This is a genomic window from Trinickia sp. NRRL B-1857, from assembly GCF_050470685.1.
Taxonomy (GTDB): domain Bacteria; phylum Pseudomonadota; class Gammaproteobacteria; order Burkholderiales; family Burkholderiaceae; genus Trinickia.
On the sequence record NZ_JBFLUK010000001.1, the window covers coordinates 852,499 to 875,803 of the forward strand.

Annotated in this window: 20 protein-coding genes; 4 read left to right on the top strand and 16 right to left on the bottom strand. The window is 64.2% G+C overall.

All coding sequences use genetic code 11. From position 1 onward, the window contains the following. Positions 1-43: 43 nt before the first annotated feature. From AB1286_RS03785 to AB1286_RS03835, 11 genes are all read right to left on the bottom strand, one after another. The gene (locus AB1286_RS03785; RefSeq protein ID WP_430362004.1) at positions 44-403 is read right to left on the bottom strand and encodes a DUF3613 domain-containing protein; all 360 of its coding nucleotides are present in this window, start codon (positions 401-403) and stop codon (positions 44-46) included. Between the two features lie 25 nt (positions 404-428). Beyond that, positions 429-1,250, bottom strand: a complete 822-nt coding sequence (locus tag AB1286_RS03790) for a pilus assembly protein (protein ID WP_430362005.1) — start codon at positions 1,248-1,250, stop codon at positions 429-431. Between the two features lie 46 nt (positions 1,251-1,296). Continuing rightward, positions 1,297-2,379: a type II secretion system F family protein gene (locus tag AB1286_RS03795; RefSeq protein WP_430362006.1), complete on the bottom strand. Its 1,083-nt coding sequence runs from the start codon at positions 2,377-2,379 to the stop codon at positions 1,297-1,299. 3 nt (positions 2,380-2,382) lie between these two features. Next, entirely contained in the window at positions 2,383-3,396 is a 1,014-nt protein-coding gene (locus AB1286_RS03800) for a type II secretion system F family protein (protein ID WP_430362007.1), read from the bottom strand. Continuing rightward, positions 3,389-4,720, bottom strand: a complete 1,332-nt coding sequence (locus AB1286_RS03805; RefSeq protein WP_430362008.1) for a CpaF family protein — start codon at positions 4,718-4,720, stop codon at positions 3,389-3,391. The genes AB1286_RS03800 and AB1286_RS03805 overlap by 8 nt, the downstream gene beginning before the upstream one ends. A gap of 3 nt (positions 4,721-4,723) precedes the next feature. Further along, positions 4,724-5,995, bottom strand: coding sequence for a fimbrial protein (locus tag AB1286_RS03810; protein ID WP_430362009.1), 1,272 nt, complete (start codon positions 5,993-5,995; stop codon positions 4,724-4,726). A 35-nt stretch (positions 5,996-6,030) separates the two neighbouring features. Beyond that, positions 6,031-7,422, bottom strand: coding sequence for a type II and III secretion system protein family protein (locus AB1286_RS03815; protein WP_430364978.1), 1,392 nt, complete (start codon positions 7,420-7,422; stop codon positions 6,031-6,033). Positions 7,423-7,554: 132 nt separating this feature from the next. Continuing rightward, complete coding sequence (gene cpaB, locus AB1286_RS03820) at positions 7,555-8,469, bottom strand: Flp pilus assembly protein CpaB (RefSeq protein ID WP_430362010.1); 915 nt, start codon at positions 8,467-8,469, stop codon at positions 7,555-7,557. Between the two features lie 76 nt (positions 8,470-8,545). After that, on the bottom strand, positions 8,546-9,013 hold the full coding sequence (locus tag AB1286_RS03825; protein ID WP_430362011.1) for a TadE family protein: 468 nt from the start codon (positions 9,011-9,013) through the stop codon (positions 8,546-8,548). Next, complete coding sequence (locus AB1286_RS03830) at positions 9,010-9,519, bottom strand: A24 family peptidase (protein WP_430362012.1); 510 nt, start codon at positions 9,517-9,519, stop codon at positions 9,010-9,012. The genes AB1286_RS03825 and AB1286_RS03830 overlap by 4 nt, the downstream gene beginning before the upstream one ends. Positions 9,520-9,647: 128 nt before the next feature. Then, a complete protein-coding gene (locus AB1286_RS03835; RefSeq protein ID WP_102646698.1) occupies positions 9,648-9,815 on the bottom strand; it encodes a Flp family type IVb pilin in 168 nt (55 codons plus the stop codon). A 659-nt stretch (positions 9,816-10,474) separates the two neighbouring features. On the opposite strand from AB1286_RS03835, the gene AB1286_RS03840 reads away from it, so the two are divergent. The 4 genes from AB1286_RS03840 to AB1286_RS03855 all read left to right on the top strand — a co-directional run bounded on the left by AB1286_RS03840 (position 10,475) and on the right by AB1286_RS03855 (position 15,482). Then, positions 10,475-11,761, top strand: a complete 1,287-nt coding sequence (locus AB1286_RS03840) for a collagen-like triple helix repeat-containing protein (protein ID WP_430362013.1) — start codon at positions 10,475-10,477, stop codon at positions 11,759-11,761. 24 nt (positions 11,762-11,785) lie between these two features. Further along, a complete protein-coding gene (locus tag AB1286_RS03845) occupies positions 11,786-13,018 on the top strand; it encodes a collagen-like triple helix repeat-containing protein (RefSeq protein WP_430362014.1) in 1,233 nt (410 codons plus the stop codon). 134 nt (positions 13,019-13,152) lie between these two features. Then, a complete protein-coding gene (locus tag AB1286_RS03850; RefSeq protein WP_430362015.1) occupies positions 13,153-14,829 on the top strand; it encodes a ShlB/FhaC/HecB family hemolysin secretion/activation protein in 1,677 nt (558 codons plus the stop codon). Between the two features lie 146 nt (positions 14,830-14,975). Further along, positions 14,976-15,482 carry a DUF2147 domain-containing protein gene (locus tag AB1286_RS03855; RefSeq protein ID WP_430362016.1) on the top strand — a complete coding sequence of 169 codons (507 nt, stop codon included), beginning with the start codon at positions 14,976-14,978 and terminating at the stop codon, positions 15,480-15,482. 80 nt (positions 15,483-15,562) lie between these two features. Here the strand turns inward: AB1286_RS03855 and AB1286_RS03860 are convergent, their stop codons facing one another. From AB1286_RS03860 to AB1286_RS03880, 5 genes are all read right to left on the bottom strand, one after another. After that, entirely contained in the window at positions 15,563-15,973 is a 411-nt protein-coding gene (locus tag AB1286_RS03860; protein WP_430362017.1) for a transposase, read from the bottom strand. A 99-nt stretch (positions 15,974-16,072) separates the two neighbouring features. Further along, a complete protein-coding gene (zapE, locus tag AB1286_RS03865) occupies positions 16,073-17,170 on the bottom strand; it encodes a cell division protein ZapE (protein WP_430362018.1) in 1,098 nt (365 codons plus the stop codon). A 105-nt stretch (positions 17,171-17,275) separates the two neighbouring features. Continuing rightward, a complete protein-coding gene (gene lpdA / locus AB1286_RS03870) occupies positions 17,276-18,706 on the bottom strand; it encodes a dihydrolipoyl dehydrogenase (RefSeq protein WP_430362019.1) in 1,431 nt (476 codons plus the stop codon). 106 nt (positions 18,707-18,812) lie between these two features. After that, positions 18,813-20,075: a 2-oxoglutarate dehydrogenase complex dihydrolipoyllysine-residue succinyltransferase gene (gene odhB, locus AB1286_RS03875; protein WP_430362020.1), complete on the bottom strand. Its 1,263-nt coding sequence runs from the start codon at positions 20,073-20,075 to the stop codon at positions 18,813-18,815. A gap of 127 nt (positions 20,076-20,202) precedes the next feature. Next, a complete protein-coding gene (locus AB1286_RS03880; RefSeq protein WP_430362021.1) occupies positions 20,203-23,064 on the bottom strand; it encodes a 2-oxoglutarate dehydrogenase E1 component in 2,862 nt (953 codons plus the stop codon). Positions 23,065-23,305 lie beyond the last annotated feature (241 nt).

A 23,305-nucleotide genomic window follows, 5' to 3' on the forward strand; every position in this document is an offset into this window, starting at 1 on the left:
CGACGGCATGACGAATCGGGGCGTGTGACACGGTCGAGGCCGTTCAGTCGGTACCCGCGGGCTGCGTCGCACCCGATCCACCGCTCCAGCGATCGAGGCGCGTCGTCCCGCTCTCGCCGGAGAGCGTCGAACCGAACGACTCCGGAATCTTCGTACGGAACGAGTTCATATACCGCTCATAGGCCAACGTCGCCTGCGCACCCGGCATCGGCAACGCGGGGGCGGCCGCGGCGTTGCTACGCTGCAACGCGAGCCATGCCTCGGTGCTTCGGCCGATCTCGTTCGCACCGGCGTGCTCCCTCGATTGAGCTTGCGCCTCGGGCACTGCGTAGAGGCTGCTCAGAATGAGCGCTAGAGCCAGGGCGGCTTGCGCCGCGGTCGATCTCGCCTGTTTGCGATACATCATTCTCTCCTTCATTGCGCATCGCTCATTGATCGCTGCGACCGGATAGCGTTCGCCCGTCCGACGGGGCGCCCGCCGATGCAGAATCGAGCTTGCGGGCGCGCGCCGCTTGGGCGACTTTCCTTGCGTCGTCGCGCAGGGCCGAACGCACGGCCGTCGTGAATTGCTTTTCGTCCATCAGCGCGCGGGCTTCCTTCGCACGGCCTTGCGACATCAATAGCAGGACGACGTTCGCCTGAATCCGGGCGCTACTCGGATCGAGCTCCGCGGCCTGTAGCAGCGGCACGCGCGCGCCCGCAACGTCGCCCTCGCGCAGCCGCGCATAACCGAGGTCGGATAACGTGACCGCATCGGTCGGCGCGAGCACGGCTGCTTGCCCGAGCGCACGGCACGCGCCGCCAAAGTCCCCGTCGGCGCCGGCAAGTAGGCCGAGCCCGCGATAGCCGCTCGCCGCGAGCGGTGTCGGCAGTAAAGCCCGGTAGGCCTTGGCACTCGCTGCGCTTTGCCCCGTTTCACGCAGCGCCTGCGCACGCAGCAACGTCGAATCGGGGGTCGTGCCGTATTGCTTTTCGTACGCATCGATATGGGCCAACGAGGCGTAATACAGTCCTTGGCGCTGCATCCGATCGATGAGGGCGAGGTACATGCCCGGGGTATCGGGCGCCGGATCTTTTTCCGCCGCGGCCTGCGCCGCCGCCCTCTCCGCCTGCGCGGGGACGCCGTAGCCGGATGGTTTGAAAGCACATGCGGCGCACGAGAACGCGAGTACAAGCGCCGGCACGAGGCGATAGCACGAAGCTGCCCGCGCCGCGCGCGTCATCGGTAACTCAGGCATCGGTGGGTTCATCGAATCGTCCATCTCGCGGTCAAATGGGGAGCTGAATATGCGCGTGTCATCGATGCACGCCGGCCAGCGATCGAATGACGGCCAGCAAGCCCGGGCCCGCCGTCACGATCAACAACGCGGGCAACAGCGTCAAGATCATGACGCCCGTCATCTTGACCGTTAGTTGTCCTATCTTTTCGCGCAATCTTGCACGCCGCGTATCGCGCAAGCGATCGCCGAACTGCTTGAGCGGCTCTTGCACCGCTCCGCCATGGCGATCGACTTGGATCATCAGCCGTACCACCGCGCGCAGATCCTCGTTGTCGAAACTGCTCGCCAAGCGTTGCAGCGATTGCTCGCGCGTACGCCCGGCTGCGAATTGCCGCTGCGCTAACTCGAGCTCCCCGCCAAGCACCGGCAGCATCGCGCGAAAATCGTTGATCATGACCTGCAAGCTCTGGTCGAGCGACAACCCCACGCCTTGCAGCAAGCGCAGCAAATCGACGAGGACCGGCATTTCGTCCGCGACCGCGCCGCGACGTTGCGCCGCGCGTCGCCCAAGCGCGAACTTAGGCAGCATGAACCCAATGACGAATGCCGCAACGACGAACGCCAGGCGGTACGCCCCCGGTACGCTAGTCCCCCAGACCCAGGTCGCAATCGGCGGCGCCGCGAGCGCGCAAGCAAGACGCGACAGCAGGAAGAGCCCGCGCGCGTTGGCGTCGACGAAGCCGCACTGCTCGATGAGACGCCGGTCTTCGGCCGCGACGATTTGCCTGCCGAGCGGCGTATCGAGCCAACGCGAACCGGCCTCCCCGCAACGTGCGCGCCATACCGCTAGGCGGCCCGCGAACGCCCGGGGCGGCGCCTTGACGTTCGGCGCGCTGCGCTGGCCCGTCTTTGGGGGCGCCATGTACCGAGCCTGCGCAATCGCGCCATCGAGCGCGGTGGGCAACGGCATGCGCGCCGCCTCGTGCGCACCCGCGTAAGCAGACCCGGCGGCCAGCGCCGCGCGTCGCTCGAGTGCGCTTTCGAGCGCTTGCGCCCCGCGCCTCGCGGCTTTCAGACGCGCGAGCGCGACGTAAGCCAGCAAAACACATCCGAGCGCGCCCAGCGCAAGCGCCAATGCCACGATTCGATCGCCTTGCATCGATCAAGCCCTCAGCCGCGTCATGCGGTACAACAGGTAACCGCCGACGGCTTGCAAGCCGAACGCGAGGCAGATGAGCCGGCGCCCAGTCGCATCGCCCCACATCGCCTGAAAGTAGGCGGGATTCGTCGCGATCAAAAAACCCCCGATCAAAAGCGGCAGCGCGACGAGTACCCAAGCCGAAAGCCGGGTCTCCGCCGACATCGCCGATAACTCTCGCTCGGCCTGTTCAAGATCGCGCATGAACGCCGACATTCGTTCGAGCATCACATCGGCTCGTCCGCCATACTTGACCGACAAGCGCAAAACCGCGCCGACGAATTCGAATTCGCGCGCTCGGTAGACGATGGCCACGTGCGCCAATGCGCGATCGATCTCTACCCCCGCGCGCATCATGCGCGAGACATGATCCAAGCATTCGCGCAACGGCGCCTCGGTGGTTTGCAGCGCGGCCTGAAACGCGGCCGGCACGCTGTTGCCGAGCGTGACGAGGCGCACGATGCCGTCGAGAAACGCGGGTAGTTGCGTAACGATGGCGAGCCGCCGCCGTTGCGCGCGAGCCGTTACGACGAGCGCCACCGCCGCTGCCGACGCGACCGCCGCTGCGCAGGCCGCCACGACGCTCGTACGCATCCCGATCCATACGACACCGAGGACGACGGCCAACGACGTGAACAGCAAAGGCTTGCCCGCGCTGGAGAGCCCCGCCCGCACGCCAAGATGTTCGAGCGCCTGCGCGAAGCGCGCCGCGCCCTCTTGCCTCGATCGCTCGCCTGGCGCCGACGAAGGCCCCGCTTTGCCCGCTCGCGATGGCGCGGGCCCCGGCCGCGAGCCCTGCGCGCGCCCGCTCGTCGATGGGCCGTTCATCGCGCCGATGCCGGATGCGACCACCCGGCGCTCGACGAAACGCTCGACGCTGCCCCGACGTTGGCCGCGCGCGGCGCGCTGCCACAACACGAGCGCAAACGCCGCGCATGCGAACGCCATCGCGAGCAGCATGGCAACGCTCTTAGACACGGAACCCGCCTTGAGAGAAGCCGTCGTCGAAGCGCGCACCGAGCACGCTTCTAAAGCGTGCGAGCTTCGGCGAATGGGGATGGATGCCGAGCGATACCCAGTGATCCAGCTCCTCCCCGTCCGCGCCCGCGACGGGTTCGTAGCGATATAGCTCCTGCGTGGCGATGATCGTATCCGCGAGACCTGTGACCTCGGTGACGGACAAGATGCGTCGCCGGCCATTGGAGAGACGGCCGATCTGCACGATGAAGTCGATCGCGTTCGCGATCTGTCGCCGCAAGCTCGATTCCGTTCCTTGGAATCCGGCAAAGCCCGCCAACATCTCGAGCCGATACAAACACTCGCGCGGCGAACTGGCGTGAACCGTGCCCATCGAGCCGTCGTGCCCCGTGTTCATCGCTTGCAGCATCTCGAGCACTTCGGGACCGCGCACTTCGCCGACGATGATCCGATCGGGCCGCATGCGCAGCGTATTGCGCAGCAAATCGCGAATCGTGACGAGCCCCGAACCGTCGAAGCCTCCGGGCCGGCTCTCAAGACGTACGACGTGCGGATGGTTCAGCGACAGCTCGGCCGTATCCTCGATCGTCACGACGCGTTCGGGCTCGGGAATATGAAACGCGAGCGCGTTCAGCAAGGACGTCTTGCCGGAGCTCGTGCCGCCCGAGACGAGCACGTTGCAGCGCGCCGCCACGGCCGCCTCGAGCAGCGCGCCGATTTCGGCGTTGTAGGTCCCGTTCTCCAAGAGATCGGAAGGCCGCAGCGGATCCTTGCGGAATTTGCGGATCGATACGACCGGACCGTCGATCGAGAGCGGCTCGATGACGACGTTGACGCGGCCGCCGTCGGGCAGACGCGCATCGACCATCGGATTCGATTCGTCCAAGCGACGGCCGATCGGCGCGAGGATCCGCCGCACGATACGCAGCAAGTGCGCATTGTCGGCGAAGCGCACCGGCATCTTCGCCAAGATCCCATGACGCGATACATAGACGTCGCGGTAGCCGTTGACGAGGATGTCTTCTACCGCGGGATCGCCAAGCAGATCCTCGATCGGCCCGAAGCCCGCGAGCTCCTTGGTGAGCGCTTGCGCGATCAGCCTCACTTCGCTTTCGTTGATCGGTATTCGGCGCAATCGCACGAAGCTGTCCATTTCCAGATCGACGAACTGATTGATCGCCGCGCGCGACCAGCGGCCAAACTCCGCGCCGAGCTCCTCGATACGCGTGAGCAGATGCTCGTGCGCCGCATTCTTGATGTCCTGGAATTGCTGCGTATGCGCGAACGAGGAGGCATCGTCGGCAAATTCGATGTCGTTTGGCATCGTCTATGACCGCTTCGGTGGAAGGTGGATGAATCGCTTGAATCGCTCGAATCCCGTCGGCGCCGCCGGCTCGCCATGCGACGCGACGCGGCTGTCCGCACGCTCGCTTTGCATGAGCGCAAGGCGCTCGGCGAGCGCTTCGACCGCGCGGGCATAGGGATCGCGCTCGGCCGTATCGGTCAGCAGCTTGCCTTGATTGGCCGCTTGCACGAGCGGCACGCGCCGCGACGGCAGCGTCCCGACGAGCGGCAAGCTGAGCCGCGCCGCGATCTGCTCGGCCGTCAAGCCGAGCCGCGCGTCGTATTTCGTGACGACGAGGCCGATGCGCCCCGTGTCGAACTGGGCTGCGGCGAGCTCCCGCAGTAGCTCGACAGCCGACACGAGGGAGGCGATCGCCGGATCGCAGACGAGCCAAACCTCGTCGGCGGCCTGCGCCACTTGCGTGACGAACTCCAGGTTCGAAAAGCCGCCGAGATCGACGATCTGGTGATCGAAGAAGGCACGCAAGCGCGCAAGCAACGCACCGGCGGAGGCGTACGACACCGTCCTTAGCGCCGCGAGATCAGGTGCGAGCGCCGTCAACGCAAGTCCGCTTCCGTGGCGCGCCAGCGCCGTATGCACGAAGGTCTCGTCGAAACGGCGCAAATTGCGCACCGCCTCCACGAAATCGAATTCGCTGCGCGTGTCCAAGTAAAGCAGGCCGTCGCCCGCCGGCAGGCCGAGATCGATGAGTGCCGCTTGTCGCTGCGCAGGCATACCCCGCTTTTGCAGGAGCACGCCCAAATGCGCCGCGAGCGTGGACACTCCGCTACCGATCCGCGCGCCGAGCAATGCCGTCAGCCGGCCATGCCGCGCCGGGACCTGCGCCATGTTCTCGAGCGCTTCTCGGGCGATACGCGCCGCCTCGTGCGCCGCGCCGGCAAGGTCGACGAAATCGTGTACGCCGGCGCGAAGCGCGGCGATCGCCCCCTCGGGCTGAGCCAGCCGGCCCACCGCGATGACTGGCACTTGCGGCGCCAGCGCGCGCACGACCTGCACCGTTCGCGCCGCCGAATCGATTAGGACTCCTGAGAAATCGACGAACACGAGCGATGGCCGTAGCGCCGACAACTGCTGCCCGAGCGACGCCGGATCGTGCGTCGCACGTTGCACCGCCCCCGTCGCCGCCAACGCATCGCTTAGCCAACGCAGGCTGCTTTCGTCGTTCGAGGCGAACACGAACTGTTCAACGGTTGTGCGATCCGCGTCACTTAACGATGGGGCTCTTGCATTCATGCCGCTCTCCTAAGCTCGCCTCGTGCCGGCGCATCTCAGCGCGAAAATCCGGGACCGGCATCGCTCGACAGCGCGCCGCCCAAATACGAACGCCACACCGAACCGTTGCGTTGCTCCGACCGCTCGCCGGGTGTCGACGGCAATCGCGCATCCTTTGCGAGCGGCGAGACCAGATGCGGCGTGACGACGATCACGAGCTCCTTGTCGTTTTGCTGATAGTTCAACTGCTTGAAGAACGCGCCGATGACGGGCAGGTCACCGAGCAACGGTACCTTGCTGACGTTCGACATCGTTTCGCGATCGATGAGGCCGCCGATGACGAAGCTTTCTCCATCGCCGAGTTCCACCGTCGTATCCGCGCGACGCGTCGTGATCGCAGGTACCGATACCCCATTGATCGTCACGGCATTTTGGAAATCGAGTTGGCTGGCTTCCGGCGCAACCTTCAATGCGATGCGCTGCGCACTGAGCACGGTCGGGGTGAGCGTCAGGCCAACCCCATAAGGCTTATAGTCGATCGACGTCGTACCGAGCGCCTGCGGCACCGGAACCGGAATCTCGCCGCCCGCTAGAAAGCTCGCGCTCTGCCCCGACAACGCGACGAGCGTCGGCTCGGCCAGCACGCGTGCGAGGTTGTTGCTCTCCATGAGGCTTAAGTCGGCAAACAAGCCGCGCCCCGCCGAATTGAGCACGAGATTGAATGCCGATGCGATCGGCGCCGTACTCGTCACCTGAAAGCTCGAGGTGCCGCCGCCCGCGACCGAGTTCAAGCTCGACGGTCCGAACGTGCCGAACGAAAACCCGTTGCTCTGCTTGAACAGGTTCAGGCCGGCTTGTTTGAGCACCGTTCGGCTGAATTCGACGACGCGTACGTCGACTTGCACGACGCTACGCGTACCCACGGTCGACTCGTCGACGATCGCGCCCGCATCGTCGACGCTACCCTGGCCCGCACCGGCAAGCCCCTCCCCCGACGTTTGCCGGCCGCCATGCGGCCTAGCCGCGCGGTCAGCCGCATTCGCCGCGAGCCGCGCGAGATCGCTGCCGCGCCGATGCGTTTCCATCGTCGGCGTATTGCCCGTGACGACGACATCGCGACCATAAGTCTCTACGTTCGGTGCGTCCTTGCTAGCGAGCGTCGCGGCTGCGCCGGGCTCGACGACGAGCGCAAACGTTCGCGGCGTCGAGCGCCCTTGTTCCCAGAGCAGCAGATTCGTTCTCCCCGGCGCCTTGCCGATCGCGAGGACACCCCCATGCCCATCGCCATCGCGAATAACGAGCACGTCGGCTACGGCCGGATCGCCGACCGCCACGCGCGCCAGATGCTTCCCCGGTTCGATTTGTCTTTGCTCGCCAACAGATATCGTGACGATCGAAGGCGCCGCCGGCTCGAGCGCGCGTGCGCGATCGCTCGCCGCGTCCGCCATGTTCGGCAATCCGCATAAAACGAGCGCGGCGCAGCACGCCCAAACACGTGCCCTCGCACTCCAGTTCACCATCGCCGTTTGTTTCGCCATGTATTCGACGGCCCTCGCTTCAAGCCTCTTTTATGTTGCCGATCAATTGCCGAGCGTTTGCGCTTGGCCGCCTCGTATCACTTCGATGCCCAAGCCGGCATAGGTTCGCGTCGCATGGGCATACGCGGGTGCACGCGCAGGAGCCGTTTCGCGCGCGAGCTCGCTCAACGAAACACCGGCGGCCGCCTGCGCGGAAGGCGCGTCGTCGGTACGGCGCAATGCACTTACGCGCAGCGCACCGGGCCCCGAACCATTAGGCGCGATGCTTTCCTCATCGCGAGGATTGCGCAGCGCCAGCAGGACATGGCCCGCGCTATCGGCCAATGCAAGCCGGTCGACGTCGGCTGTCGGCACGGCCAATACCGCCGTACGGGCACCTACGCCGAACTGCGAGGGATTGCCCGCGCCCGACGCCGTCGTGCCGAACGCGAGTACGCGTACGCGCGAAAGCAACAACCGAGTTTGCGATTGAGCAATCTCGGCATGCGGCCCGGCACCCATGCCATCGCGCTTGAGCGTGAGGAAGACATCGACGAAGTTACCCGGGCGTACGCGCTCGCCGACGGAGCTGGCCTCATCGACATGGATAGCCACGGCGCGCTCGCCCGGCGCAACTTGTTCCGCGAATCCCGACGACAACGCAGCTTCGAGTACCGGCACGTTCGCACCGATGTCCGCGAGCGGCACCCGCCGCGCAACGAGAGACGGTTCGGCGAAGGCGCCGCTCGGACGCACCGGCAGCATGACGACACGCAAATCCCCATCGGCGATCGGCGCACCGGCCGGCAGCACATGCGTGGCGATCACGACGGGATACGTCACGGGCGCGACGGCAGTCTTTACGACAGTGGGCGCCGCAGTCGGACGCCGGCTCAGCGCCCATGCATAGAACGCGAGCAGCAGCGCTGCTGCGAGCAAGGCGATCGCCGCCATCTTCGTTATGTTCAGATGCCTCATGCTCCGATCCTCGCTCTCACGCTGAGTGCGAGCCTCGCGTCGCCCGGCCCGCTGTGGATGCGCAATCGGCGATGGTTCATAACACGTTCTCCGGATCGAGTTGAACGGTTGCCGCGCTAGACAACGTTTGCGGTAGAGCGAGACTTAAGAGCGGCAGTCTCGGCACGAGCGGATGATTCGCGTAATCGTAGGTGAGCGTGATCCGCATGCACGACATCGCGCCGTCATAGGTACAGCCTTGAACCTGCGAGGCGCACTGCGCGTATGCGCCGAGCCACCCGGTCGATTCGTTCGCCACGATGCATGCGTTGCTGCCGCGTGCCGCCAAGGCCGCTGCGATACTAGTCGCGCTTTGATAATTGAGCGCCGCGCGCGCACCCTCCTCGGCGGCTAGCGTGAGGTTCTGCTCGGCGACGAACAACACGCTGTACGTCACGATGCCGTACAACGCCAAAAACAAGAGCGGGAACACGAGTGCGAACTCCACGGCCGCGCTGCCGGCGCAGCGCATACCTTGGCGCGACGAACGAGCGATGCGCTTCAATGCATCGCTCCCGTCAGCGCACGTCCCAGTAGATGAAGCGATGCGGCGCCGACGAGCAGCGCCGCGTATGGCGTTGCACGGCGCGCCCCAATCGCGAACGTCGGCTGACCGCCCGGCCAGGGCACCCAACGCGAGCCGGCGCCGGATCGCATCCGCGCGTGGGCAAGCAGCGCGACGACGTGCAACGCCGACGCGATACTCGCGATCACCCATACGCCGAGCAACGCCGTGGCCCCGCACCAGGCACCGACTACGGCAAACACTTTCACGTCGGCGGCGCCCATGACACCAAGCACGAAAAACGGTAGCAACGCGACGAAGCCCGCGAGCGCACCGAAAGCGGCCGAGGCCGGCGTGAGCTGAAGCGGCGCGACGTGCATCGCGGCGCACACGAACGCGGCCACGGCGCCGACAGCGGCGAGCGCATTCGGCACGCGGCGTACGCGGCAGTCGAACCAAGCGACGAACACGGCCCAGACGGTAAATACAGCGCTTGAAAGCAGCATGCGTATTATCGAAAAGCCCTAAAACGACCGAACCGATCCCTGCCGATTGCCGAAGCAATCAGCACATTCCCAACGCTCTCGAGAAAAGCGTAAATCGGCTATTTAATATTTCGTTACAACTAGCGCAATCAGGTCTTGATAGCGGCGGCAACGGTGGTGAACACCGCTTGGATATTCGTGCTGACGGAGCCGACCACCGTGGCGATAGCGGCTGCGATGAGCCCGGCGATCAGTGCATATTCGATGGCGGTTACGCCGCGGTCTTCGATAAGGAAACGCTTGACGAGCTTGTTCATGATGCCCCTCGAAAAATCGACGAACGTCGCGCGGGATTCGCTCGCCGGCATGCAACGAAAGGCCGGAGCAAGCTTCGTTGCCCGACTCAAGTGTGCTTCGTGGTGTGGCTTCGCTGATATGCCGTTCGCCCGCAATGCGACTATGGCAGTGCGTTTTAGTAATGAACTGCAAGAGATGACTCGATAGCGACCTCCTGTCTTTTATCGGCGCTGTTTTTTCTCTTATAGCCGATGCGTTGACGATGCGTTTTCACTACAGGGCGACTCTACCCTCATCGACGGCGCCTTGTGATCGCTTCTGAGTTAGGGCTTACGATAGTTTAGATTAGGTCTACTAATTTTCGTCGTCTGCCTCATTCGCCGCGTCGAGGTTCCGAGTTCGACCTTCGGCCCGTGTCACGTTACGGCCTCGCTGGTAACGACCCGGTACCGTCGTTACGTTACATCCGCCTCTTATCGCGCCTAATCGTTTCATCGCTCGTCGCGCGATTGGCCGCATTGCCGTCCGTCCTTGCAGATCGAATTCACCTTCCAGCCTTTGCTGCACCGACATTCCCTCGTAGTCCTAACGATCTCGAACGCAACGCGGCCTCGCGTTGGCATGCCCATTGCAGAGCTTGCGCCGCAACGATTCCGATAAACCACAGCGAGGAGCGGCAATGAACAAACAGAGACGAGACGGGGTTTTACGCAGGACATGGGCAGCGGCAGCCGTGGCGACGACGTTGGCGCTCACGGCGTGCGGCGGATCGGGCACGCTCAGTCAGGGCCTCGGATCCGGCGGCACATCGGGCGGCGCGCTCGCCTCGAGCGGCGGCGCAACGAACGGCGGCTCGGGGTCGGGCAGCGGCGGTTCGACGGGAACGAGCGGCGCGAGCGCGGGGACCGGCACCGGAAGCACCGGCGGCACCGGCACGGGCGTGACGGCGAACGCCGTCGGTCAAGTGCTCGGGAGCGGCGGCGATATCGTCAGCACGACAGGCTCGACGATATCGAGCCTAGGTGCCGCGGTCGGTCAACAAACGCTGCCCGGAACAAATGCGCAAACGACGCAAGCGGCAGGCGCCGTCGTGCAAAGCGTCGGCTCGGCGGTATCTACGCTCGGCAACGGTATCTCTCAAGGACTCGGTCAACTCGGCGCGACCAGCGATCCTATCGGCACCACGCTCGTCAGCGCGGGGCCCGCCGTCACGCAGGCGGGCAACGCCGTCACGAGCGTAGGCACGCTCACGACGAGCTTAGGCGCGAGCGGGCCGCTCTCTCCGCTAGCGCCTCTCACCACCCCGCTCGGTGGAGCACTTGGCACGCTCGGCAATGCCGTGTCGGCCGGGGGCGCAACGCTCGGCGGCACGCTCGCGAGCGGCGCCGTGCATCAGATCACCCAACCGCTCAGCACGGCCATCGTGCCGATCACGTCGACGCTGGCCGTAACGACACAGACCGTCGGCATGACGACCGGCGTAGGTCCGCAGCTCGCCGGCCTGCTCGGCACCGTCAGCGGCGGTCTCAAGCAAGCGGGCACCGCCGTCGCCTCGGCAGGAGGCAATCCCGTAACGAGCGGGATCGGCAATGTCCTCACGTCCGGCGCGGGGGCAACCACGAGCCTCGGCGGGCTCGTTACCGGCACGAGCAGCGGCAATCCGCTTGCGCCGCTCACGGGCGCGCTATCCGGCCTGGCCGGCAGCGCCGGTACAACGGGCGGCGGTGCGAGCGGGAACCCGCTGGCGCCGGTCACCGGGCTCGTCTCGACCGTCACGGGCGCCGTCGGCGCAACGAGCGGAGCGAGTTCGAACGGCAGCAACCCCTTAGCACCGGTCACCGGTTTGCTCACGACCGTCACCGGCGCATTGACCGGGGCCGCTAGCGGCGGCACCACCACCTCTAATCCGTTGAGCGGCCTCACGTCGCTCACGAGCGGACTGGCCGCGCCGCTCGCCAAGAAATAACGCCCCGTCCACGAGGAGCCCATCATGTCCAAGAAACAGCAACGCTTGATCATCGAAGCAGCCCGTACGAATGCAACGACGCTGCGCGCGCCGTTCACCGCTTTCGCCGTCGCGTACTTGCTGTCGGCTTGCGGAGGGAGCGGGTTGACGGCACCGCCGGCCGCCGCCTCGGCCGGCGGCACGGTCACGCCTACGCCCTCCCCCAATCCGACACCCGCAACGGCCAATGCCACCTCGGGCGCATTGACGACACTTGGCTCGAGCGCGAGCGATCTGGGCGGGACCATTGCGTCGACGGCAGTCCCGGGCGTGAACCCCGCGCTGACGCAAGGTGTCGGCGGCACGGTGTCGGCAACGGGCGGCGTCATCGATGCGGCAGCCAATGCGGTAAGCAGCGGTCTGGGCCAAATCGGCTCGACGTCGAACCCGGTCGGCACGACAGCGGCGGGACTCGGCACGACCGTCGGCGCGACGAGCGGCGTCATCGCAGGCGTTGGCGCAACCGTGAACGCGCTCGGCACCGGGCCGTTCGCCCCGCTCGCACCGGTCACGACGCCGGCGGCCAGCACGCTCGATACCGCCGCCAACGGCGTCAGCGCCGGCGGCCAAGTACTGGCGAATACGTTGTCTTCGTCTGCCGTTCAGCAAGTCACGCAACCCCTGAGTTCGGCCATTACGCCGCTGGTCGTCACACTCGGCCAGCAAACGCAAAACGTCGGCGCGACAACCGGGATCGGTGCACCGCTTTCGGGGGCGCTCAGCCAAATCGGCGCAGCGGTGCAAAGCGCCGGCACGCAAGTGGCCGGTACTTCCACGAATCCATTGGCGGCGGACGCCGGCCACCTCGTCTCGAGTATCGGCAACACCGTCGCCAATGCGGGCGGACTCGTCAACGCAAACGGCCCCAACGGCGCGGCGCCGATTCCAGGTCTGATCACGAGCCTCGTCGGCAGCTCCACGACCTCAGTACAACCGGGCAGCCCGTCCACCGGCAGCGGTGGCGGCAGCGGCGCCGGCGGCCCGCTCGCTTCACTCACGGGTGCACTCGGCGGCGCAAGCCCGCTCTCCTCTCTGACGGGCGCGCTCGGCTCGGGTGGCACCAGCACCGGTCCGTTGTCATCGCTGACGGGCGCGCTCAGTTCGGTAGGCAGCACCGGCGGCGGCACGACAGGCTCGGCGGGCTCGGCCACGCCCGCCGGCTCCGGCTTGGGCTCGCTGCTCGGCGGAGGACTCCCGCTCGCCGGCAAGCTGCCGTAACGATCGCATCGACACGCGGGCCGAAGGAGTGGCCCGCGCGGCGCGACCGCTCACCGGCGCGCAGGAGACAAGAAGCAAACGAAAGAGGCGATCCGATCAGGCTCGCCCATCGCCCGGCCGACGAGGACAGAATAATGATTAGGATACCGAACCAATGGCTTTGGCTCGCGCTTGCCGCCGCGACAAGCGCCTCGGCTATCGCGCAGACGAGGTCTTCTGCGAGCGGCAACCCGCTCGAAGCGCTTCCTCGAATTCAAACGCCTAGCCCGGCGCCGAACGTCAGCGTACATATCGCCCCGAACGCCGAGCAGATGCAGCGACTGCTCGACACACACCTGACACCGGCCACGTTTCAAATCGAGGGTGTCAAGGCGATCGCCTTTGCCGACGTCGCACGTCATTTCTCACCGCTCGTGGGCAAGGACATCACGATCGGACAGCTCGTCGCGGCGGCAGACGACGTCACGCGCCTTTATCAAAGCCGCGGCTATGCGCTGTCGTTCGCGTTCGTTCCCGCTCAAACGTTCGCGGGCGGTGTCGTACGCATCGCTGTCGTGGAGGGATTCGTATCGAAAGTGCGCGTCACAGGCAATCCCGGCCGCACGGAGCATAAGATCCGCGAAATCGCCGCTCACATCGTTGGCGAGCGTCCTCTGAAACGCGCCACGTTCGAACGGTACGTCAACGCGCTTGGCCTGTTGCCCGGCTTGAAAATCGCAGCCACGGTCCAGCCGCCGACATCCACCGACGGCGCGACTTCGCTCGATTTGAGCGTCGATCGCAAGCCGTTTAACGTGGCCACCGGCATCGACTTCCACCACCCGGGCGTGCAAGGGCTCGTCACCGTCACGGAGAACGGCCTCGCCTCGCTCGGCGAGGACATCAGCGTCTCCACGCTCGTCCCGAAGGGACGCGACAACCAGACCTATTACGCCGCCAACGGCGCGCTGCCGATCGGCGCCGAAGGTCTTATCGCGAAGCTGGGCGCTTCGCACTACCACGGCAACCCCGTCGACAACCCGGGGCTGCCGTCCTACGTGAAACGCACGGTGGTCAACGACAAGATCGGCCTCTCGGCGGCCTACCCGCTCTATCTGAGCAATGCGCGCAGCATCCTCGGCACGCTCTCGGCGTATGCCTCGCACGATGAGAACAGTTACGAAAACACGCTGACAGGGGCAGCGATTTCATTGCGCTCGCAGGTTCGCGTCGTACAGGTTCAACTCGACTATGTCGATGCCCACCGCCGCGCGAGTTTGAACATGGCGAAGGCATACGATCTGCTTGGCGCATCGAAAGCCGCCGACACGAACGTTCCTGGCGTAGTGCAGATCAATCCCGCCTCGTTGACGTTTCTTCGAACGGGCGCGAGCTTCTCGCAAACGAACGATTGGCCTTTCAAGCTTGCGACCACGATTGCCTTCACCGGTCAGTACAGCGCGGATTCGCTGCCGACCTCGGAGCAGATCGCTTTCGGCGCCCAACGCTTTGCATTGGGTTACGAGCCCGGAGAAGCGTCGGGCGATTCGGGTTTCGGCGCCTCGTTCGAGATCGATCGCGCGATCGCCGTCGGCGCACGCTATATGCAGACGTTTACGCCATATGTTGCGTGCGATATGGCGCGCGTCTACCTGCACACGGGTACGAGCGCGCCGAACAAACTCGCCTCGGTCGCGTTCGGTTTTCGCGTCACCGACAACAAGCATTACAGCTTGGATCTCTCACTCGCCAAGGCCGTGGGCGATGCACCGATCGAAAGTCCATCGCGCAGTCCGCGTTTGAATGCGACGTTCTCGTACCAACTCTATTGAGTGAACGAGATACCGCCAGCCCTTCTGATTAGAGGTACCACTATCAATTGACCTACACTTTTCGCGCGTATCCTCAAAGGATTCCGAGAAGACGCGGCTCGCCGCCGCGCATCGAACGACAGACGGTTCATCACCAGGAGGAACACATGACGCACTTCTCGCAGCAAGCCAAACGGACGGCCTGGCACGCTATCAAACGCGCCACCGTTGCCGGTGCTTTGTTGGCCGGGGCCGCCACCGCATTCGCGCAAGGAACCGATACGCCCGTCGGCGTGTGGCAGACGATCGACGACAGCACGCATCAACCGAAGGCGCTCGTGCAAATCGCGCAAGGCGATGACGGCTCGCTGAGCGGCAAGGTCATCAAGGGCCTCGATCCTCACGACAAACCGGGCAAACTGTGCACGGCTTGCACCGACGAGCGCAAGGACCAACCGGTCCTCGGGATGACGATCATCAAGAGCATGAAGCAGGACGGCGACAAGTGGGACGGCGGCAGCATCCTCGACCCGGAAAACGGCAAGGTCTACAAGTGCAACATGCACCTCGAGAACGGCGGACAAAAGCTCGTCGTGCGCGGCTACATCGGCATCTCGTTGCTCGGCCGCTCGCAGACCTGGGTGCGCCAGGACTCCGCCCAAGCGAAGAACTAACGTATCGAGCGCACTTAGGCGCCGCCGCGCGCGCCTAAGCGTTCATGCCGGGTCGCATGAGCGGCCCGCATCGACACCGCCTAAGCGGCCCGCCGCAGCGAAGCGAGATAAGTCAGCCTCGGTAAATCCACGGTGACGAATGCCGGCGAGGGAGCCGTGCGCGGCTTGGCGGCACGCTTCTCGCGCATGCGTGCTTTGATCGTGTCGCATAGCGCCGCCCCGGTATCGCCGTATAACCGCAGCAAAACCTGCTTGAAAATACCGGCTGCATACCAGGTCATGAAGCGCCGGTGGCAGGTTTGATATGCGGGGTAGCGCTTGGGTAACGAAGCCCATGCCGCGTTGCTATAAATCACCCATAGCACGCCGTTCAGCACCGCGCGTGTATCGGTCACGGGACGCCCCCGGACTCGCCCGCGAGAGCAGAGTTCCGGGAAGAGCGGCACGATGCGCGCCCATTGTTCGTCGGTAATGTCGCAATATGGGCTCATTCGCGCCTCCTTCTCAAAACGAGGAAAAGGCACGATATGCCGTCGCGCTTGCGCTGCCTATCGGAATACTCCGAAAGTTCAGCGCGCGGCACGATGACGTTAGGTCAGCGTCGCATCGACGATCCTACGTGGCGTCTCCAGATATTCCTTCGACCGCATCTCCACGAGACGCGAGACCGTCCGGCCGAACTCACCCGCCATGGGGCCTTCCGTGTACAGCGCTTCCGCGCGCACGGCCGCCGACATCAGCAGCTTGACCTTGTGGTCGTAGAAGACGTCGACGAGCCACGTGAAGCGGCGTGCCTCGGAGGCCATCCGAGGCGACATTTGCGGCACGTCCGAGAGAATGACCGTGTGAAACCGCGTCGCCAATTCGAGATAGTCGTTTTGCGAACGCGGCCCGCCGCAGAGCGTCGCGAAATCGAACCAGACGACGCCGTCGGCGCGCCGCAGCGCTTTGATCTCGCGCTTTTCGATATGTAGTAACGGGCTCTCGTCGGGCACCGCGACCAGTTGCGCATAGGCTGCGCGGAGTTCGCGATCGGCCTGCGCACCGAGCGGCGTGTGGTAGACATTCACCTGCGCGAGCGTGCGCTGACGATAATCGACGCCCGCGTCGACGTTCAGCACGTCGAGCTTGGACTTGATCAGCTCGATCGCGGGCAGCAGACGATCCCGATGCAACCCCTCCGGGTAGAGCGTGTCGGGATCGTAGTTGGACGTCATCACGAACTGCACGCCGTTCGTGAAAAGCCGGTCGAGCAAGCGATACAAAATCATCGCGTCCGCGATATCGGACACATGGAATTCGTCGAAGCAGATCAACCGATAACGCTTGGCCATCCGGCGCGCGAGTTCGTCGAGCGGATCGGCTTGGCCCTTGAGCTCTTCGAGCACGCGATGCACGTCACGCATGAATTCGTGAAAGTGAATACGTGTCTTGCGCTGTACCGGCACGACCGCGTAAAAGCTATCCATCAGAAAGCTCTTGCCGCGGCCGACCCCGCCCCACATATAAACACCGCGCGGCAACTGCGGATGGACGATCAGCTTGCGCAACGCCGACGAGCGACGCGCCTTGTAGGCAATCCACTCCTCGTAGCACTGCTGGAGCCGATCGACGGCCGCGCGCTGCGCCGCGTCCGAAGCGTAACCGCGCGTCTTGAGCTCGTGCTCGTAGTATTCGATGACGTTCATCGTGCAAACACAAAAAGAAGAAGGCGGGAGGGGTCTGCCCTGCCCGCCTTCATCGTGGCGTCTCGCTGCCGGCCAATCGGGAAGCCCCTAGCCGGCGCGTGAGCGTTACTTATTGAGCGAGCGTTTGTCGACGTCGAGCGCCGCTTCGCGCATCACTTCGGACAGCGACGGGTGCGGATGGCAGATGCGGCCGATGTCTTCCGACGCAGCCTTGAACTCCATCGCCACGACGGCTTCGGCGATCAGATCCGACGCGTTCGCGGCAATGATATGCACGCCGAGCAATTCGTCCGTCTTCGCATCGGCGATCATCTTGACGAAGCCGTCCGACTTCGCGATACCGAGCGCGCGGCCGTTGATCGAGAACGGGAACTGCCCCTTCTTGATCTCGCGGCCTTCGGCCTTCAACTGCTGCTCCGTCTTACCCACCCAAGCGATTTCAGGCTCGGTGTAGATGACCCAAGGAATGCAGTTGTAATCGATGTGCGGCTTTTGACCGTCGATGACTTCGGCCACCAGCACGCCTTCGTCTTCAGCCTTGTGCGCGAGCATCGGACCACGGACGACGTCGCCGATCGCGTAGACGTTCGGCACGCTCGTGCGGCAGTGATCGTCGACGTCGATGAAGCCGCGTTCGTTCGCCTTCAGGCCGATCGATTCGAGACCGAGGTTATCGGTGTTCGGCACGCGGCCTACCGACACGATCAGGCGGTCGGCGTCGAGCGTCTGCGCGTTGCCGTCCTTATCCTTGTAGGCGATGCTCACGCCGTCCTTGGATGCCTTGACTTCGCCGATGCTCACGCCGAGGTGAATGTCGAGGCCTTGCTTCTTGAAGACCTTCGCGGCTTCCTTGGCCAGCGCTTCGTCGGCTGCACCGAGGAACGCGGGCAGCGCTTCCAGCACCGTCACTTCGGCGCCGAGGCGACGCCAAACCGAACCGAGTTCGAGGCCGATCACGCCCGCGCCGATGACGGCGAGCTTCTTGGGCACAGCGTCGAATGCGAGCGCGCCTTCGTTATCGGCAACGATCTTGTTGTCGACGGGGATGTTCGGCAGATGACGCGCCTTCGAGCCCGTGGCGATGATGACATTCTTGGCCGAGACGACTTGCATCTCGCCTTCGCCGCTGACTTCGATTTGCACGCCGCCGTCGTTCTTGCCGACGAACTTGCCGTGCCCCTTGAGCCACGTGATCTTGTTCTTCTTGAACAGGTACTCGATGCCGCCCGTCATCTTTTCGACGATGCCGTCCTTGCGCGCCATCATCTTCGTGACGTCCATCTTCACGTCGCCCACGCTAATGCCGTGCACGTCGAGATGATGCGATGCGTTTTCGAACTCCTCCGACGAGGCGAGCAGCGCCTTCGACGGAATGCAGCCCACGTTCAAGCACGTGCCGCCGAGCTTCAAGGCGCCGGCCGGGTTCTTCCACTTCTCGATACACGCGACGGTCTTGCCGAGCTGCGCCGCACGGATCGCGGCGATATAGCCGCCCGGGCCCGCGCCGATCACGACGACGTCAAATTCTTGAGACATGACAATCCTTTTGATTGCGCGGCGGCGCGGCGCTTAAACGCGCGCCGCCGCGGTTTCGGTCATTGCGATTGAGACGCTCGCCCGCCGTAAGCGAGCGCGAGCGACATTACAGGTCGAGCAGCAGGCGCGCCGGATCTTCGAGCGCATCCTTCATAGCGACGAGCGACAGAACGGCTTCGCGGCCGTCGATGATCCGGTGGTCGTACGACAGGGCGAGATAGTTCATCGGGCGGATGACGATCTGACCGTTTTCGACGACCGGGCGCTCCTTCGTCGCGTGCACGCCCAGAATGGCCGACTGCGGCGGGTTGATGATCGGCGTCGACAGCATCGAACCGAACACGCCGCCGTTCGAGATCGAGAACGTACCGCCCGTCATTTCTTCGATCGACAGCTTGCCGTCCTTGGCCTTCTGACCGAACTCGGCGATCTTCTTTTCGATGTCGGCGAGCGACATTTGATCGGCGTTGCGCAGGATCGGCACGACGAGGCCGCGCGGCGAGCCGACGGCGATACCGATGTCGAAGTAGCCGTGATAGACGATGTCGTTACCGTCGATCGACGCGTTCACGAGCGGGAACTTCTTCAGTGCGTGCACCGCGGCCTTGACGAAGAACGACATGAAGCCGAGCTTGACGCCGTGCTCCTTCTCGAACTTGTCCTTGTACTTGTTGCGCAAGTCCATGACCGGGGCCATGTTCACTTCGTTGAACGTCGTGAGGATGGCGTTCGTCTGTTGCGATTCGAGCAGACGCTCGGCGATACGCGCACGCAGACGCGACATCGGTACGCGCTGTTCCGGGCGGTTTTGCAGCCACGATTCGGCCGAAGCCGGTGCTTTCACGTCGGGCAGCGACGGCTTGGCCGGCTTCGCGGCCGGTGCGGCGGCGGGCGCGCGTGCGGCAGGGGCGCCTGCCGACAGCACGTCGCCCTTCGTGATGCGGCCGTCGCGGCCGGTGCCTTGCACTTGATCGGCCGCGAGGTTCTTTTCGGCCATCAGCTTGCCGGCTGCCGGCGAAGCGACGGTCGACGACGCCGTGGCGCTTGCGGCTGCGGCGGGCGCTGCCGCGGCCGGAGCAGCGGCGGGAGCGGCAGCGGCGGCCGGGGCGGCGGCGGCGCCTGCCTTGCCTTCCGTGTCGATCTTCGCGAGCAGTTGCTCGGATGCGACCACTTCGCCGTCGGCAACGATGACTTCGGCCAGCACGCCCGAATCCGGCGCCGGCACTTCGAGCACGACCTTATCCGTTTCGATCTCGACGAGAATCTCGTCGCGCGTCACGGCTTCGCCCGGCTTCTTCTTCCACTGAAGCATCGTACCTTCCGAAACCGACTCCGAAAACTGCGGAACCTTGACCTCAACAATAGCCATTTGATCTTTCCTGAACTCTTAATCTGGTGTGGGAGGCAAACCGGGTTTCGCGTCGCGCCTCGCATTCTTGCGCTTGCACCGACGCGGGAAAGCGCATTCGCGCTTTCCCGGTTCGCCCTCAATCTAGTTATTTAGCGATCTGCGCGCTCTTGAGCCGGCCGAATGCGCCTTCGATCAGCGCCTTCTGTTGCTCGTAGTGCTTCGCGTAGTAACCGACCGCAGGCGAGGCCGAAGCCGGGCGGCCGCTGTATGCCAGCTTCTGCCCTTCCTTCATGCCTTCCTTCAGATGGTGCTCGATGTAGAACCACGGGCCTTGGTTTTGCGGCTCGTCCTGCACCCACACCACTTCCGTCGCGTTGTCGTACTTCTTCATCTCCGCCTCGAACTGCTTGTGCGCGAACGGATAGAGCTGCTCGATACGGACGATCGCGACGTCGTTCGCCTTCGCCTCGCGGCGATGTGCGACGAGATCGTAATAGACCCGGCCCGAACAGGCGACGACACGCTTGACCTTCTTCGCATCGATCGTGCCGTCGACTTCGCCCAGCACCGGCTGGAACGAACCGTTGGCGAGTTCCGACAGATCCGACACCGCTTCCTTGTGGCGCAAGAGCGACTTCGGCGTGGCAACGATGAGCGGCTTGCGGAACAAGCGGATCATCTGGCGACGCAGCAAGTGGAAGATCTGCGCGGGCGTCGTGGGCTGCACGACTTGCATGTTGTGCTCGGCGCACAGTTGCAAATAGCGCTCGATACGCGCCGACGAGTGCTCGGGGCCTTGGCCTTCGTAGCCGTGCGGCAACAGCATCGTCAGGCCCGACACGCGGCCCCACTTCACTTCACCCGAGGAGATGAACTGGTCGATCACGACTTGCGCGCCGTTGGCGAAATCGCCGAATTGCGCTTCCCAGGCCACGAGCGTGTTCGGCTCGGCCGTCGAGTAGCCGTATTCGAAGCCCAGCACCGCCTCTTCGGACAACACCGAGTCGATTACCGTGAACTTCGCTTGACCGTCCGCCACGTTTTGCAGCGGGATATACGTGCCGTCGTTCCAGCGCTCACGGTTTTGATCGTGCAGCACGGCGTGACGGTGCGTGAACGTACCGCGGCCCGAGTCTTGACCCGTCAAACGCACGGCATAGCCCGATGCGACGAGCGATGCGTAGGCCAGGTGTTCGCCCATGCCCCAATCGAGCGGCGCTTCGCCACGGCCCATCGCACGGCGGTCGTTGACGACGCGTTCGACGAGCGGGTGCACCTTGAAGTTTTCGGGAACCGTCGTGATGCGCTCGGCCAAACGCTTCAATTCGGCGAGCGGCACGGCCGTATCGGCCGCGTCGGTCCACTTGCGATTCAGGAACGGGACCCAATCGACCGCGTACTTGCTCTTGTAGTTCGAGAGCACCGGGTCGATCGTGTGGTGGCCTTCGTCCATCGCTTGACGGAACGCCTTGATGAAGTTCTCTCCATCTTCGGCCGTGATCACGCCTTGCTGCACGAGCTTTTCCGCGTACAGTGCGCGCGTGCCCGGGTGCTGAGCGATCTTCTTGTACATCAGCGGCTGCGTGACCGCCGGCGTATCTTGCTCGTTGTGGCCGAGCTTACGGAAGCAGACGATGTCGAGCACGACATCCTTGTGGAACTGCATCCGGAAATCGATCGCGATTTGCGTGGCCAGCACGACCGCTTCGGGATCGTCGCCGTTCACGTGCAGCACGGGCGCTTCGATCATCTTGACGACGTCCGAGCAGTACAGCGTCGAGCGCGCGTCGCGCGGATCGGACGTCGTGAAGCCGATCTGGTTGTTGATGACGATGTGCAGCGTGCCGTGCGTGCCGTAACCGCGCGTCTGCGCAAGGTTCAGCGTTTCCATGACGACGCCCTGACCCGCGAATGCCGCATCGCCGTGAATCTGCACGGGCAGCACTTGCAAGCCGGCTTCGTCGCCGCGACGGTCCATGCGCGCCTTCGCCGAACCTTCGACCACCGGGTTCACGATCTCGAGGTGCGACGGGTTGAATGCGAGCGACAGGTGCACGGGGCCGCCGTCGGTCGCCACATCGGACGAGAAGCCCTTGTGGTACTTCACGTCGCCGGCCGGAAGATCGTCGACGTGCTTGCCTTCGAATTCGGCGAACAGGTCCGACGGCATCTTGCCGAGCGTATTGACGAGCACGTTCAGGCGGCCGCGGTGGGCCATGCCGATGACGATTTCCTGCACGCCCTTCGCGCCGGCGTGACGAACGACTTCGTCCATCGAGGCGATGAAGCTTTCACCGCCCTCGAGCGAGAAACGCTTCTGGCCGACGTATTTCGTATGCAGATAGCGCTCGAGGCCTTCGGCGGCCGTCAGGCGATTGAGGATGTGCTTCTTTTTGTCGGGCGAGAAGCTCGGCGTCGCGCGGATCGATTCGAGCTTTTCCTGCCACCAGCGCTTTTGCTCCGGATCGCTGATGTACATGAACTCGGCGCCGATCGTGCCGCAGTACGTGTCGCGCAGACCCTTGACGATATCGCGCAGCGACGCTTGCTCGAACCCGAAATACAGGTTGCTCGCGCTGAACGTCTGGTCCATGTCGGCTTCGGTGAAGTCGTAGAACGCAGGTTCGAGTTCGGGGATAGCGGGACGCTCGCGGCGCTTGAGCGGATCGAGATTGGCCCATTGCGAGCCCATGAATCGATAAGCGCTGATCAGGGACTGAACGTGGACTTGCTTTCGCGCGGTGGCGAGATTACCGCCGGCTTCGGCTTCGCGCGGAATGAATGCATTAGCCTTCGCGCGCTGGGCGAACGATTCGACGATGGGGCCATGGGCCACGTCGCTGGCCGCGCTGCCGTCCGAGGCAGGCACGTTTTGCAACGCATCGAAATATTCGCGCCAGTTATCGGGGACCGACGCCGGGTTATCAAGGTATTGCTCGTACAATTCTTCGACGTACGGAGCATTGCCGCCGAACAAATACGAGTTCAGCTGGAATTGCTTCATCATGTTTACGCTCACCTTTCTTCGAGCTTCTCGAGAAATAGCGGGTTACTCAACCTTCCGCGACACGGCCTGACCGTTTAGCGGATTGCGCGAATCAAGTCTTGCTTGGAAGGACCTAAAACTAGCTCCGCGGAGCATATCACAGAACGAATAGTCTAGATTGCTGCGAGCGCCCGTCCAGTATAGAAAAAGCCACTTTGAAAAGTGGCTTTTTCGAATGTCGGCGGAATGCCGGCGGCCGGCG